This is a genomic window from Spirillospora sp. CA-108201, assembly GCF_050936235.1.
Lineage (GTDB): Bacteria > Actinomycetota > Actinomycetes > Streptosporangiales > Streptosporangiaceae > Spirillospora.
The window spans coordinates 3,011,879-3,025,549 of sequence record NZ_JBNJNE010000001.1; the positions used below are offsets into that span (position 1 = coordinate 3,011,879).

The 13,671-nt window shown below is 75.8% G+C and carries 12 protein-coding genes; 6 read left to right on the forward strand and 6 right to left on the reverse strand.

Annotated elements, in window-relative coordinates; translation table 11 throughout:
• Positions 1–8 precede the first annotated feature (8 nt).
• On the reverse strand, positions 9–1,487 hold the full coding sequence (locus tag ACQEU6_RS14680) for a uracil-xanthine permease family protein (RefSeq protein WP_499332327.1): 1,479 nt from the start codon (positions 1,485–1,487) through the stop codon (positions 9–11).
• Positions 1,488–1,700: 213 nt separating this feature from the next.
• On the reverse strand, positions 1,701–3,464 hold the full coding sequence (locus ACQEU6_RS14685; protein WP_499332329.1) for a PucR family transcriptional regulator: 1,764 nt from the start codon (positions 3,462–3,464) through the stop codon (positions 1,701–1,703).
• A gap of 212 nt (positions 3,465–3,676) precedes the next feature.
• Between ACQEU6_RS14685 and ACQEU6_RS14690 the strand changes: the two genes are divergently transcribed.
• The 6 genes from ACQEU6_RS14690 to ACQEU6_RS14715 all read left to right on the forward strand — a co-directional run bounded on the left by ACQEU6_RS14690 (position 3,677) and on the right by ACQEU6_RS14715 (position 9,799).
• Positions 3,677–4,600, forward strand: a complete 924-nt coding sequence (locus ACQEU6_RS14690) for an oxamate carbamoyltransferase subunit AllH family protein (RefSeq protein ID WP_499332331.1) — start codon at positions 3,677–3,679, stop codon at positions 4,598–4,600.
• Positions 4,597–5,661, forward strand: a complete 1,065-nt coding sequence (locus ACQEU6_RS14695) for an AllF/FdrA family protein (protein WP_499332333.1) — start codon at positions 4,597–4,599, stop codon at positions 5,659–5,661. Before ACQEU6_RS14690 ends, ACQEU6_RS14695 begins: the two co-directional genes overlap by 4 nt.
• Complete coding sequence (locus tag ACQEU6_RS14700; RefSeq protein WP_499332335.1) at positions 5,658–6,089, forward strand: hypothetical protein; 432 nt, start codon at positions 5,658–5,660, stop codon at positions 6,087–6,089. The genes ACQEU6_RS14695 and ACQEU6_RS14700 overlap by 4 nt, the downstream gene beginning before the upstream one ends.
• Positions 6,086–7,513 (forward strand): YlbE family protein, encoded by a 1,428-nt coding sequence (locus ACQEU6_RS14705; RefSeq protein WP_499332336.1) that lies wholly within the window; start codon positions 6,086–6,088, stop codon positions 7,511–7,513. The genes ACQEU6_RS14700 and ACQEU6_RS14705 overlap by 4 nt, the downstream gene beginning before the upstream one ends.
• Positions 7,514–7,581: 68 nt before the next feature.
• Positions 7,582–8,526: an aldose 1-epimerase family protein gene (locus ACQEU6_RS14710; protein ID WP_499332338.1), complete on the forward strand. Its 945-nt coding sequence runs from the start codon at positions 7,582–7,584 to the stop codon at positions 8,524–8,526.
• Positions 8,527–8,575: 49 nt separating this feature from the next.
• A complete protein-coding gene (locus ACQEU6_RS14715; RefSeq protein WP_499332339.1) occupies positions 8,576–9,799 on the forward strand; it encodes a DUF6986 family protein in 1,224 nt (407 codons plus the stop codon).
• Here the strand turns inward: ACQEU6_RS14715 and ACQEU6_RS14720 are convergent.
• The 4 genes from ACQEU6_RS14720 to ACQEU6_RS14735 are packed head-to-tail and all read right to left on the reverse strand — an operon-like array spanning position 9,729 to position 13,541.
• A complete protein-coding gene (locus ACQEU6_RS14720; protein WP_499332341.1) occupies positions 9,729–10,370 on the reverse strand; it encodes a nucleotidyltransferase family protein in 642 nt (213 codons plus the stop codon). The genes ACQEU6_RS14715 and ACQEU6_RS14720 overlap by 71 nt on opposite strands.
• 18 nt (positions 10,371–10,388) lie before the next feature.
• Positions 10,389–11,513, reverse strand: coding sequence for an XdhC family protein (locus ACQEU6_RS14725; protein WP_499332343.1), 1,125 nt, complete (start codon positions 11,511–11,513; stop codon positions 10,389–10,391).
• A complete protein-coding gene (locus ACQEU6_RS14730) occupies positions 11,506–12,624 on the reverse strand; it encodes a vWA domain-containing protein (RefSeq protein WP_499332344.1) in 1,119 nt (372 codons plus the stop codon). The genes ACQEU6_RS14725 and ACQEU6_RS14730 overlap by 8 nt, the downstream gene beginning before the upstream one ends.
• Positions 12,625–12,626: 2 nt before the next feature.
• Positions 12,627–13,541 (reverse strand): AAA family ATPase, encoded by a 915-nt coding sequence (locus tag ACQEU6_RS14735; RefSeq protein WP_499332346.1) that lies wholly within the window; start codon positions 13,539–13,541, stop codon positions 12,627–12,629.
• Positions 13,542–13,671: the final 130 nt, after the last annotated feature.

Sequence of the window (13,671 nt, forward strand, 5' to 3'; positions counted from 1 at the left end):
CCGGTCCGTCAGTTCGCATCGTTCCTCGGTGTACCCGTTTCGGGCGGCTCGTGCCCGGAGTGCCGGACGGGGCCGCCGATCTCCTGCTCCGCCGGGGCGATGACGCCGCCGCCGGCGTCCTCCCGCCGGCGCAGCACGTTCAGGACGTGGTAGCCGACCAGGACGGCGATGGTACCGAGCGCGATGCCCTGGAGCGGGAAGTCGTCGGTGATCCGGAGTGTCACGTTCCCGATCGCCAGGATGATCGCGGCCGCCACCGGGACGAGGTTGACCGGGTCGGCGAAGTCGACCCGGTTCTCGATCCAGATCTTCGCGCCGAGCAGCCCGATCATCCCGTAGAGCACGACGGTGATGCCGCCGAGGACGCCGCCGGGCGTCGCGGCGACGAGCGCGCCGAACTTCGGGCACAGCCCGAACAGGATCGCCACGACGGCGGCGACGAGGTAGGCGGCCGTCGAGTAGATCCGGGTCGCGGCCATGACGCCGATGTTCTCGGCGTAGGTGGTGGTGGGCGAGCCGCCCACGGCGGAGGCGAGGGCGGTGCCGACGCCGTCCGCGGCGATGGCCCGGCCGAGCACCGGGTCGAGGTCGTCGCCGGTCATCGCGGCGACGGCCTTGACGTGCCCGGTGTTCTCCGCGATCAGCGCGATGACGGCGGGCAGCGCCAGCAGGATCGCCGAGGTCTTGAAGTCCGGGGCGTGCAGGTCGGGGAACCCGAACCAGTCGGCGGCCTTGACGCCGGAGACGTTCACCCGCTCGTGCGGGAACGCGGTCGCGACGCAGTAGGGGCCCTCGGCCGCGCACGGCCTGCCCGCCCCGTCCAGCAGGTTCTGGCCCGGCAGCACCGAGGTGATCTTGCCCGCGGTGGCGTCGAGCAGCCACGACAGGACGAAGCCGAACACCAGCGCCAGCAGGATCGTGATCCGCGCCCAGAACCCCCGCAGCAGCACCGCGCAGAGCACCGCGAACGCCAGCGTCGCCAGCGCCACCCACTGGTCCTGCGGCCAGTACACGGTGGCGACGACCGGGGCCAGGTTGAACCCGATCAGCATCACCACCGCGCCGGTCACCACCGGGGGGAACACCCGGTGGATGACCTCGCCGCCCGCGAAGTGGATGAGCACCCCGACGACCGCGAGCACCAGGCCCGCGACGAGGATCGCCCCGGTGACGGTGGCGCTGTCGCCGCCCGCCGCGCGGATCGCCGCGACCGCCCCGACGAACGAGGCGCTGGTGCCGAGGTAGCTCGGCACCCGGCCGCCCACGATGAGCAGGAACAGGATCGTCGCGATCCCGGACATCATGATCGCGAGGTTGGGGTCCAGACCCATCACGACCGGGAACACGAACGTCGCCCCGAACATCGCGACGACGTGCTGGGCGCCGATGCCCGCGGTCCGCGGCCACGACAACCGCTCGTCCGGCCGCACGACCTCCCCGGTCGGCGGCGTCCGCCCGTCCCCGTGCAGCTTCCAGCCGATCACCATCGGGGGTCCTCCTGCTCAGCCGGCCGCGTTCCCGCGGGCCTGTCATGCGGGCAAGGTAGATCTACCCTGAAAGGCGGGCATCGGCGACTTCTGCCAAACCGCGCGTCCAGGATTGGGAGGACCGGCCGGTGCGCCGGCGGGCCGATCAGGGGCGACGACCCTCCGGACGCTCCGGTGCGCCGTCCCGGAAGCACCGGGGCCGCGCCGCTACTCTCAGATACCCCGCATGCGCAGCACGTGAAGGGCGAGGGTGAGGTTGAGTCGCAGATGGGCGTCCTCGGTGAACGCTCCGAGCATCCTTTCCAGCTTCCCTATGCGGTACCGCAGGGTGTTGTAGTGGAAGTGCAGCCGGCGCGCCGTCTCGGCGACGTTGAGGTTGGTCTCCAGCAGCACCTGGAGGGTGCGGCGCAGGTCCACCAGCTCCGGCTCGTCGTCGGCGGCGAGGTCGCCCAGCGTCTCGCGGACGAACGCGTGCAGCTCCTCGGGGTCGGAGACGAGGCTCAGCAGCCGGTACACGCCGAGCTGGTCGAAGTGCGCCCGGGCGCCCGCGCCGTTGAGCTGGCGCCCGACCCGGACGGCCTTCACCGCCTGCTCGTAGGCCTCGGGCAGCGCGGCCGGCGAGGCCACCGTCCGGCTGATGCCGGTGGAGAACGTCCGCCGCACCGGCAGGTGCTCGGCGAAGATCGACGAGGCCTCCTTGACCATCGCCTGGACCGGCCCGGCCGTCCACTCGGCGGGGTCGTCGCCCTCGGCGCCGACGATCGCCACGACCTCGTGGGCGAAGCTCGCGACGGCCGCGCCCCGGTCGTGCCGCCGGACGGCCGTCGTCCACGCGGCGGCGAGCCGCTCCTGCGCGGCCCGCTCCTCGGCGCCGCGGACGCCGCGCGGGCCGCCGTCGGGCTCGGCCGGCCTGCCGCGGCCCTTCCCCTCGGCCTCCTGGGCGACGGCGCCGCGCGGGCGCCCGTCCAGTTCGGCGACGACCACCATCATCGGGCGGTCCAGGTCCCAGCCGAACCCGCCGCAGTGCGCGACGATCCGGTCGTCGCCGCCCGCGCGGCCCGCGAGGATGTCGCGCAGGAAGTCGGCGCGGTACTTGCTCTCCACGGCCGCGACGGCCTGCTGCTTGGTCACCACGAGCGCGGCGACGGTCGCGGCGCGCTCCAGGATGCCGAGGTCGGTGCCGCGCAGGGTGCCGCCGGGGCTGAACGCGACGATCCGGCCGTGGTCGAAGCCGCCCGCCATCACGGGCACGACCAGGTGGTCGCCGGTGCCGTGCGCGCCGATGATGCCGCACCCGCCGCGGCCGCACGCCGCGTGCCGGCCGGAGTCGAAGGCCCGCATCGCCTGGACGTGCTCGTCGGGGCCGGCGCCGGCGAGCACCCGCTGCTCGCCGTCCAGCACCACGACCGCCACGTCCAGCAGCGTCGCCACCTCGTCCACGACCTCCTGGAGGCCGCCGCCGCACAGCACGATCTGCACGAGCGCCCGGTGCACCTCCTCGGTGCGGGCGAGGACGGCCGCCTGCCGGTTCAGGATGTCGGTCAGCACCTGGTTCAGGATGTCGTCGAAGCCGACGTCGTTCGGGAGCAGGATCAGGGGGAAGCCGCGCCGGTCCGCCTGCGCGATCATCTCGGCGGGCAGCGAGTCCAGGTAGCGGCCGAGCTTGATGGCCAGCGCCGCCAGGCCGCGCTCGTCCAGGTCGGACACCAGGTTGTCGAGGGACTGGGGGGTGTTGCGGAGGGGGTAGCCGGTGGTCAGCAACAGTTCGTTCGGTTTGACCCACGACAGGATGTCGGGGACCTCCATCACGTTCAGCCGCTGGACGACGCGTTCGAGTCCGGCTCGTCCGGCGATGAGGCGGGCGCCGTTCAGGGTGCTGACGCCGAGGACCTCGCCGACCGAAAGGCCGTAGGTCAGTGTTCCGGTACTCGCGAGCCTGAGGGCCGGTGGGCCCGGGTCCGCAGTGGTGTAACTCATGCCAGGGGTCACCTCGCCTTTTGGTGCGTACATCGCCCGTGGCGGCGTGATCGCTACCGATTCCTGATCAACACTGACAACAAAGACGAACGATGACAACCATCCTTGGCAGAATTCTCCATACGTCCGATGCCGGGGCCGTTCTAGCGTCTTGCCGGAGGCCGGGCCGCCCGCACGCCGTGCGGCCGCCGACACCGGCCTCGGGAGGATCCGTGACCGCTCTCGTCCGCGACCCGATCCGGCTCCCGGCCCGCCCCCGCACGGGGCGGCTCCCCGCCGCCGGCGCCGCGAGCCTCGCGCTGCGGCCGCTGCTCGACCCGCCGCGCCGCCCGGCCCGCGTCATCGCGGTGTTCCCGGCCGCGCTGTACCTGGAGATGCGGGGCGGCCCCGAGCCGCGCGTGCTCGCCGTCGTCACCTCCGACGCGGGACGCCTGCCGAACGCGGTGGTGGTCGTCGCCAGCCGCCGCGAGCACCCGTTCCGGTCCGTCCGCGAGGGCGCGGACGCGTTCGTCGGCGACGGCCGGATCGAGGCGGAGGGCCTCACCGTCCGCGTGCGCCGCTGGTGGGACCCCTCGCCCGCGCTCGGCGGGCTGCGGCCGGACGCGCTCGCCCGGGGCGTGCGCGCCCTGGAGGCCGAACTGACCGCCGCGGGCGCGCTCACCGCCGCCGGGCCGTCGGGCGGCGGCCTCGCCGGGCATCCCGACCCGGACGCGCTCGCCGCCGCCTGCGCCGCGGGCGACCTCGCGGGCGCGGTGGAGGCGGCCGAGCGGATCGTGGGCCTCGGCCCCGGGCTCACGCCGACCGGCGACGACATCCTGTGCGGACTCCTGGTCTCGCTGCGGCTGGTCGGCGGCGCCGTCCGCAACGGCGGGGCGGTGCGGCTGGCCGACTGGCTCGGCGCGGCCGTCACCGCCGACGCCGGCACCCGCACGACCGCGCTGGCCGCGACGCTGCTGCACTGCGCCGCGGCGGGCCACGCGGGCGCCGAGGTCGCCGCCGTCCTGCGCGGCGTCGCGGGCCACGAGCCGCCGCAGGCCGCCGTCCGCCGCCTGCTGGCGGTGGGCCACACGTCGGGCACGGACCTGGCGCACGGGGTCCTCGCCGGGTGCCGCGCCGCCCTCGGAGGGCGCGTATGAGGGACCGGGTCGAGGTGCGGCGGGGGGCCTACCACGATTCGGTCACACTGATGCGGGTGAGCCGGCAGCTGTCGGAGCGGCCGGGCGTCGTCGGCGCCATGGTCGCGATGGGCACCGGGCCGAACCGCGAGATGCTCGGCCGCATGGGCTTCGCCGTGCCGGACGGGACCGGGCCCGACGACCTGGTCGTGGCGATCCGCGTCGAGGACGAAGGACCGGACGGAGCCGCGCTGGACGAGGCCGGGGAGGCGCTGGAGGGCCTGCTGCGCGACGTGTCCCGCCCGCCCGCGCGGGCGGGGGTGCTGGGAGCGGCGGTGCCGGCCAGGACCACCGGGGCCGCGGCCGCCCGCGGGGGCGCGACCGTGGCCCTGCTGTCGGTGCCGGGGCCGCACGTCTTCCCCGAGGCGATGGACGCCCTGGACGCGGGCCTCAACGTGATGATCTTCAGCGACAACGTGCCGGTCGCGCAGGAGATCACCCTGAAGGAGGCCGCGGCGCGGCGCGGCCTGATCGTGATGGGCCCGGACTGCGGGACGGCCGTGGTCGGCGGCGCGGGCCTCGGGTTCGCCAACGCGGTGCGGCCCGGCCCGGTGGGCGTCGTCGCGGCGTCCGGGACGGGCGCGCAGCAGCTGATGTGCCTGCTGGACGCCGCGGGCACCGGCGTCAGCCACGTGCTCGGCGTCGGCGGCCGGGACCTGTCGCCCGAGGTGAGCGGCCGGTCCGCGCTGGCGGCGCTGGCCGCGCTGGACGCCGACCCGGCCACCGAACTGATCGTGCTGGTGTCCAAGCCGCCCGCGCCGCGGGTGCTGGACCTGATCCGCGAGGCGGCGCGGCGCCTGGACACCCCCGTGGTGTTCGCGCTGCCGCTGCCCGGCGAGGACGACCTGACGCGGGCCGCGGAGAAGGCGCTGGAGGCGCTCGGCCGGCCCGTCCCGGAGTGGCCGCGCTGGACCGCGCCCCGCGGTGCGGCGCCCCCGGCCGGGAGAACGGCCGGCGGCACGGCCGGGCGGCGCTGCGCGGCCTGTTCGCCGGCGGGACGCTGCGCGACGAGGCCGAGATGATCGCGCGGGAGGCGCTCGGCCGGGAGCTGGAGGCGCGCGGCCACCGGTTCACCGACTTCGGCGACGACGCCTACACGCGGGGCCGCCCGCACCCGATGATCGACCCGGCGCTGCGGCTGGAGGCACTGCGCGCCGACGCCGCCGACGCCGCCTGCGGCGTCCTGCTCCTGGACGTGGTGCTCGGGCACGGCGCCGAGCCCGATCCGGCCGCCGCGCTCGCCCCGGCCCTCGCCTCGGCGCTGCGAGAGCGCCCCGCCCTCCGGGCCGTGGTGTCGCTGTGCGGGACGCCGGCCGACCCGCAGGACCGCGACCGGCAGGCCGCCGCGCTGTGCGAGGCGGGCGCCGACGTGTTCGCCTCCAACGCGCAGGCGGCCCGGCACGCCCTCACGCTGGCGGACGGGCCGACCGTCGAAGGGATGCCCCGATGAGCGACCGCCGGGACGAGCACCGCGCGCACCTGCTGGGCGGGCTGCTCTCCCGCGAGCCGAGCGTCGTCGCGACCGGCGTGGAGGTGCTCGCGAGCGCGCTCGCCGACCAGGCCGTCCCGGTGGAGGCCGTCGACTGGCGCCCGCCGCCCGCCGGGACGGAGGCCGCGCTGGCGGCCGTCCTCGGCGAGCCCGGCCACGCCGAGGCCAACGCGCGCGCCGTGCGGCGGATGGTGACGGCCCGTCCGCACCTGGTGGACGTGCGCCCCGCGCGCGACGTGCTCGGCCTGGAGCCCGGGACGTTCCTGCACGCGGGCCCGCCGCTGGAGTGGGACCGCGCGTCCGGCCCGATGCGCGGCGCGCTCGTCGGGGCGATGCTGCTCGAAGGGCTCGCCGAGACGCCGCGCGGCGCCGAGCGCGAGCTGGAGCGCGGCGCGGCGGTGTTCGAGCCGTGCCACCACCACGCCGCCGTCGGCCCGATGGCGGGAGTCGTCGCCCCGTCGATGTGGATGCTCGTGGTCGAGGACGCCGAGCACGGCGGCACCTCCTACTGCTCGCTCAACGAGGGCCTCGGGAAGGTCCTGCGGTACGGGGCGTACGGGCCGGAGGTGATCGAGCGGCTGGCGTGGATGGGCGAGGTGCTCGGCCCGGCGCTGCGGGAGGCGGTGCGGCGGCACGGGCCGGTCGACCTGATGGCGCTCATCGCGCAGGCCCTGCAGATGGGCGACGAGCTGCACAACCGCAACCGGGCGGCGACGTCGCTGCTGCTGCGCGAGCTGGCGCCCGCGCTCGCGGCGGCCGAGGAGGTGCCCCGGGCCCGGGCCGCCGAGGCGCTGGCGTTCGCGGCGGGCAACGACCACTTCTTCCTGAACGCGGGGATGGCGGCCGCGAAGGCGTGCGCGGACGCGGCGCGCGGCGTGCCGGGCTCCAGCCTCGTCGTGGCGATGGCCCGCAACGGCACCGAGTTCGGCATCCAGGTGTCGGGGACGGGCGACCGCTGGTTCACCGGCCCCGCCGGCGTCCCGGACGGCCTCTACCTCGGCGGCTACGGCCCGGACGACGCCAACCCCGACATCGGCGACTCGGCGATCACCGAGACGGCCGGGATGGGCGGGTTCGCGCTCGCCGCCGCGCCCGCGATCGTCCGCTTCGTCGGCGGCGAGGTCCCGGACGCGGTCGCCGCGACCCAGCGGATGTACGAGATCACCCTCGCCGAGCACCCGGTGCTCCAGATCCCGCTGCTGTCGTTCCGCGGGACCCCGGTGGGGGTGGACGTCGCCCGCGTCGTCCGCACCGGGATCCTGCCCGTCATCGACACCGGCATCGCCGGCCGGGAGGCCGGCACGGGCCAGGTCGGCGCGGGCCTGGTCGAACCGCCCGCGAACGTCTTCACCGACGCCCTGCACGCCCTCGCCGACACCGCGTAGCCCCGGGGGACGCCGCGCGGCGCTCACGGCGGGGCGTGGTCGCCGGGGGCGGGGGTAACGTCGGCCACATGAGCGAGTCGATCGACGGGGGGCGCGCCCTCTCCGGGGAGCGGTCCGCCCTGACGGGGGAGCAGTACGCGCTGGGCGCGGGGCACTACCAGGCCGTCGTCACCGAGTCGGGCGCGAGCCTGCGCGAGCTGACCCACGGGGGCCGCCCGCTGGTGCTGACGCACGGCGCCGACGAGCCGGCGCCCGCCGCGCTCGGGCACCTGCTGGTCCCGTGGCCGAACCGCGTCGACCGCGGCCGCTACGAGTACGGCGGCGAGGCCCACCGGCTCGACGTGTCCGAGCCCGACCGGGACTGCGCGATCCACGGGCTCGTCCGCTGGGCGTCCTGGACGGTCGCCGAGCACGAGCCCGACCGGGTGCGGCTCACGCACCGGCTGCTCGGCACGGCCGGATACCCGTTCCGCCTCGACCTGGAGGCCGAGTACGTCCTCGACGCCGCCGAGGGGCTGCGCGTGCGGATGACCGCGCGCAACGCCGGGACGCGGACCGCCCCCTACGGCCACGGCGCGCACCCCTACCTGACGGTCGGCGAACCCATCGACGGCTGCACGGTCACGCTGGGCGCCGACCGGTACCTCCCCGTGGACGGGCGGATGATCCCGTCCGGGCCGTCCGCGGACGTCACCGGCACCCCGTACGACCTGCGCACCGGGCCCGTGTTCGGCGACCGGCGCATCGACAACGCGTTCACCGGGCTGAACCGCGACGGCCACGGCCGCGCCTGGGCGACCCTGTCCGGCGGCGGGCGCACGGTCCGGCTCTGGGCCGACGAGGCGCATCCGTGGATGGAGGTCTACACCGCCGACAACGGCCCGCGGCCGCGCTCGGGGCTCGGCGTCGAGCCCATGACGTGCCCGCCCAACGCGTTCGCGACCGGGGAGGACGTCGTGGACCTCGAACCGGGCGCGGTGTTCGGCGGAACCTGGGGGATCCGGGCGTCCTGATCATCCGGGACGGTTCCCTAGCCGGTGGCGGTTGGGGGATCATTGCAGGGTGAACCTCAGCGTCTCCTCGTACGACGATCTGTCCGCGCGCATCGCCGCCGTCCGCGACGCCCACGGCGAGCGCTTCCCCGGCGGCGCGGAAGGCCGCCAACCGGTCCACACGGTCTACGTCCCGGCGGACCGGTTCTCCCGCTCGACGCCCGCCGACTTCGGCGCCGAGGCGCTGCGGCTGCTGAACACCCACACGCCGGGCGCCGGGTCGTTCGGCGCGGCGTTCGGGCTCGATCCGGAACTCGCCGGGCCGGTGCGGGAGCGGGTCGCGGCGAAGCTGGCCGCCGAGCCGGTGGAGGACGTCCGGATCGACTTCGAGGACGGCTACGGGGTGCGCGACGACAAGGAGGAGGACGCCCACGTCGACCAGGTCGTCGAGGCGGTCGGCGCCGCGTACCAGGTGAAGGGCCTGCCGCACTACTGGGGGCTGCGGGTCAAGTCGTTCGCCGACGGCGGCCACGAGCGCGCGATGCGGACGCTGGACGGGTTCCTGACCGCGCTGCGCGACCGGCTCGGCCGGCTGCCCGGCGGGTTCACCATCACCTTCCCCAAGGTGACCTCGATCGACCACGTCAAGCTGTTCGTGGAGTTCCTGGACCGGCTGGAGACCTCGCTCGGGCTGCCGCAGGGCATCCTGCGGTTCGAGGTCCAGATCGAGACGCCGCAGGCGCTGATGGACGCCGAGGAGGACCGGATCGGGCTCCAGTCCCTGGTCACCGGGGCGCAGGGCCGCATCACCGCCGCCCACTTCGGCGTGTTCGACTACACCGCCGCGCTCGGGCTGCCGCCGCACGAGCAGCGGCTCGACCACCCGGCCTGCGACTTCGCCCGGCACATCATGCAGGTGTCGCTGGCGGGCACCGGGGTGCGGCTGTCGGACGGCTCCACCAACGTCATCCCCCGCAACGACGGACCCGACGAGGTCAACGCCGCGTGGGCCGCGCACGCGGCGCACGTCCGGCACTCGCTGGCGCACGGCTTCTACCAGGGCTGGGACCTGCATCCCGCGCACCTGCCGAGCCGCTACGCGGCGGTCTACGCCTTCCACCTGACCGGCGTCGACGACGTGATCGGACGGGTCCGGGCCTGGCACGAGCAGGCGGCGGGGCACGCGAGCGGCGTCCTGGACGAGCCCGCCACCATCACGGCGCTCACCGCTCGGCTGCGCCGCGCGGTCGACTGCGGGGCGCTGGACGAGAGCGTCCTGCCCCCGGGCGCCTGAGCGCGGCCAGGTCCTCCGGCGTGTCGATGTCGTCGGGTGCGGCGACGTCGTCGCACGGGACGGGCGTCACCAGCTCCGGGTGGGCGCGCAGGTAGCCGCGCGCCCCCTGGTCGCCGATCGCCGCCTCCGCCACGCCGGCGAAATGCCCGGCCCCGAGCAGGACGGGGTTGCGCGGCGCTCCCCCGTAGGTGGCGACCGCGACGCCGGCGCCCTCCCCGAACGCGGCGACCAGCCGCCTGACGGCGGCGGGCGTCACCAGGGGCTGGTCGACCAGCGCGACGACCACGGCGGGGCAGCCGGGCGGGAGCGCGGCGAGCCCGGCGCGCAGCGACGAGCCCATGCCGTCCCGCCAGCCGGGGTTGGGCACGACGACGGCGCCGACGACCTCGATCTGCGCGGCGCCCGCCACCACCAGGACCGGGGAGCAGCCCCCGTCCCGCAGCGTGCGGACGCCCCGGTCGACGAGCCGCTCCCCGTCCAGCTCCAGCGTCGCCTTGGGGCGGCCGAGGCGGCGGCCCTCCCCCGCCGCGAGCAGCAGGCCGGCCGGGGACTCCTCACTCCGCAACGTCATGCCGCGAGGGTAGTGCGGTCAGTCCGGCTCGGCGTGGATCCGGCCGCTGGTGTCGGTGAGCGGGCGGCCGGAACCGCCCCAGCGCAGCTGGACGAGCTCCGCCGCGATCGACACGGCCGTCTCCTCCGGCGTGCGGGCCCCGAGGTCCAGGCCGATCGGCGAGCGCAGCCGGCCCAGCTCGGCGTCGGTCAGGCCCGCCTCGCGGAGCCGCGCCGTCCGGTCGTCGTGGGTGCGGCGCGAGCCCATCGCGCCGACGTAGCCGGCGCCGGTGCGCAGCGCCACCTCCAGCAGCGGCACGTCGAACTTGGGGTCGTGGGTGAGGACGCAGATCGCCGTGCGCCCGTCGATGGAGTCGCGCGCCTCCTCCAGGAACTTGTGCGGCCACTTCACCACGACCTCGTCGGCCTCGGGGAAGCGCTTGGGCGTCGCGAACACCGGCCGGGCGTCGCACACCGTCACGTGGTAGCCCAGGAACTTGCCGATCCGGGCGACGGCCGCCGCGAAGTCGATCGCGCCGAACACCAGCAGCCGCGGCGGCGGCGCGAAGGAGTGCACGAAGACGGCGAGGTCGTCGAGCCGCCGCTCCCCCTCGGGCCCGTAGTGCCGCTGGCCGGTGAGGCCCTGGGCGAGCATGCCGCGCGCGTCGTCGTCCACCGCCGCGTCGAGGCGGGCCGCGTGCGGGGCGCCGGGCGCGAGGGACCCGGACGCGCGGTCGGTCCAGACCACGCGGCGGGCGCCGATCCGGCCGGGCCCGGCCACGACGGTGGCGACCGCGACCGGCTCGCGCGCCTCGATCGCGGCGGCGACGTCCGCGAACTCGGGGAAGGTGTCCGGGCCGACCGGCTCCACCAGCACGTCCAGGATCCCGCCGCAGGTCAGACCGACGGCGAACGCGTCGTCGTCGCTCACCCCGTACCGCTGGACGACGGGCTCGCCGGTCTCCAGCACCGCCTGCCCCAGCTCGTACACCGCGCCCTCGACGCAGCCGCCGGACACGCTGCCCGCGACCTCCCCGTCCGGCGAGACCGCCATCGCCGCCCCCGGCGGGCGCGGCGCGCTGCGGAAGGTGTTCACGACGGTCGCGAGCGCGAACGTCCGCCCGGACCCGTACCAGCCGGCGATGTCGCCGAGCACGTCACGCATGAGCCCTCCCCTTTCCGGCGCCCGCGACGAGGCGGGCGAGCTCCTCCAACGCGGCCAGGCTGTGCCCGGAGGTGAAGTCGTCCACGTGCGGCAGCGCGGCGGCCATGCCCGCGGTGAGCGGCTCGTACCCGGGCCGCGCCTTGTGCGGGTTCGCCCACACCACCCGGTGCGCGAGCCGGTGCAGCCGCGCCATCTGCGCGCCGAGCAGGCCGGCGTCGCCGCGCTCCCACCCGTCCGAGGCGATCACCACGACCGCGCCGCGCGCCAGCCCCCGCTGCCCGAACCGGTCGAGGAACTCCTTCAGCTCCTCGCCGAGCCGCGTGCCGCCGCTCCAGTCCGGGATGGCGGCGGACGCCGCCGCCATCGCCGCGTCCGGGTCGCGGTGGCGCAGCTCCCGGGTGAGGCGGGTGAGGCGCGTCCCGGCGCTGAACACCTCGACGTCCCTCCCGCCCGAGCGCGCGGCGGCGTGCGCGAACCGCAGCAGCGCGTCGGCGTACGGGCTCATCGACCCGCTGACGTCCACGATCAGCACCACCCGGCGCGGCCGGGTGCGGTGGCTCCGGTGCCGCAGCAGGGACGTCTCGCCGCCGCGCCGCAGCGTCTCCCGGACGGTGCGCGCCGGGTCGAGCCGCCCGGACGGCGTCGCGGCGAACCGTCTCGACCTGCGCCGCTCGGCGCCCGCGTCCAGCAGGGCGATGAGCCGCGCGACCTCGGCGCGCTCGGCCGCGCCGAGCCGCGCGACGTCGCGGTCGCGGAGCACCTCGACGTCGCTGACCGCGGCCGCCTCCAGCTCCCGCGACTCCTGCCCGCCGCCGCGCCCGCCCGGCTCCGCCATCGGCACCCGGCGCACCACGACGGGCGGGGTCCTGCGGCCCGGACGGGCGGTCGCGCCGGAGAAGTACGCGGCGAAGCAGCGGTCGTAGCGGGCGAGGTCGTCGGGGTCGGCGCACAGGGTGAGCCGCCCCGCCCAGTACACGTCGCGGGGGTCGAGCACGTCCAGGTGGCCGAGCGCCGCGAGCATCGCCTGGACCCGCTCGGGATCGGCCGCCCCGCCCGCCGAACGCACCGTCCTGGCGAAGCCGACCATCGTCTCGGTGACGTCCCGGTCCACGGCTAACCCCCGTCGAGCAGGGCCTCTAGCCCGGCCGCCCCGCCGCCGCCGAGCACGCGCTGCTGGTCCTCGCGGTACTTCAGGACGGCGCCGAGCGTCACCGCCGCCGTCCCCGGGTCGAGGTCGCGGACCCCGAGGGCCACGAGCGCCTCCGTCCAGTCCAGGGACTCGGCGACGCCCGGCGGCTTCAGCAGGTCGGTCTCGCGCATCCGCTGCGCGGCCCGCGCCACCTGCCCGGCCAGCCGCTCCGCCGCGCCCGGCAGCCGCCGCCTGATGATCGCGACCTCGCGGTCGAAGGAGGGGTGCTCCAGCCAGTGGTACAGGCAGCGGCGCTTCAGCGCGTCGTGGACCTCGCGGGTGCGGTTGGAGGTCACCACGACCACCGGCGGCCGCTCGGCCCGGATCGTGCCGAGCTCGGGGACGGTGATCGTGAAATCGCTGAGGACTTCGAGCAGGAACGCCTCGAACTCGTCGTCGGCACGGTCCAGCTCGTCGACGAGCAGCACGCTGGGGGACGTCTCCAGCGCCTGGAGCAGCGGCCGCGCCAGCAGGAACCGCCGGTCGTAGAGCTCGCCCTCCAGCCGCGACACGTCGCTGACGCCCGCGGCCTCCGCCGCGCGCAGGTGCAGGAGCTGGCGGGGGAAGTCCCAGTCGTAGAGGGCCTGCGACGCGTCGAGGCCCTCGTAGCACTGCAACCGGATCAGCGGCGCGCCGAGGCCCCGCGCGAGCGTCTTGGCCAGCTCGGTCTTGCCGACGCCCGCCTCCCCCTCCAGGAACAGGGGCCGCCCCATCCGCAGGGCGAGGTAGCAGGCCGTGGCGAGACCCTCGTCGCACAGGTAGCCATGCCTGTCGAGCAGGCCCGCGAGCTCCGCGGGCGATCCGACCTGGTCCACGGTCATCGGCGCCGCCTCCCCCACGGATCACAGGCTACTCAGCCGAGACCCGGGGCACACATCCGGTCCGCCGCGTATCGCGATTCCCACCTCCGTCCAAAAACCAGTTAAAGCAGTAGGGAAAGTTGACTTTTGAGGGAGGGCTGAGCAGCAT

Excerpts from the sequence above, each read along its gene's own strand:
- ACQEU6_RS14680 (WP_499332327.1), bottom strand. The coding sequence starts at position 1,487 with ATGGTGATCGGCTGGAAGCTGCACGGGGACGGGCGGACGCCGCCGACC.
- ACQEU6_RS14685 (WP_499332329.1), bottom strand. The coding sequence starts at position 3,464 with ATGAGTTACACCACTGCGGACCCGGGCCCACCGGCCCTCAGGCTCGCG.
- ACQEU6_RS14695 (WP_499332333.1), top strand. The coding sequence starts at position 4,597 with ATGAGGGACCGGGTCGAGGTGCGGCGGGGGGCCTACCACGATTCGGTC.
- ACQEU6_RS14700 (WP_499332335.1), top strand. The coding sequence starts at position 5,658 with ATGATCGCGCGGGAGGCGCTCGGCCGGGAGCTGGAGGCGCGCGGCCAC.
- ACQEU6_RS14705 (WP_499332336.1), top strand. The coding sequence starts at position 6,086 with ATGAGCGACCGCCGGGACGAGCACCGCGCGCACCTGCTGGGCGGGCTG.
- ACQEU6_RS14710 (WP_499332338.1), top strand. The coding sequence starts at position 7,582 with ATGAGCGAGTCGATCGACGGGGGGCGCGCCCTCTCCGGGGAGCGGTCC.
- ACQEU6_RS14720 (WP_499332341.1), bottom strand. The coding sequence starts at position 10,370 with ATGACGTTGCGGAGTGAGGAGTCCCCGGCCGGCCTGCTGCTCGCGGCG.
- ACQEU6_RS14725 (WP_499332343.1), bottom strand. The coding sequence starts at position 11,513 with ATGCGTGACGTGCTCGGCGACATCGCCGGCTGGTACGGGTCCGGGCGG.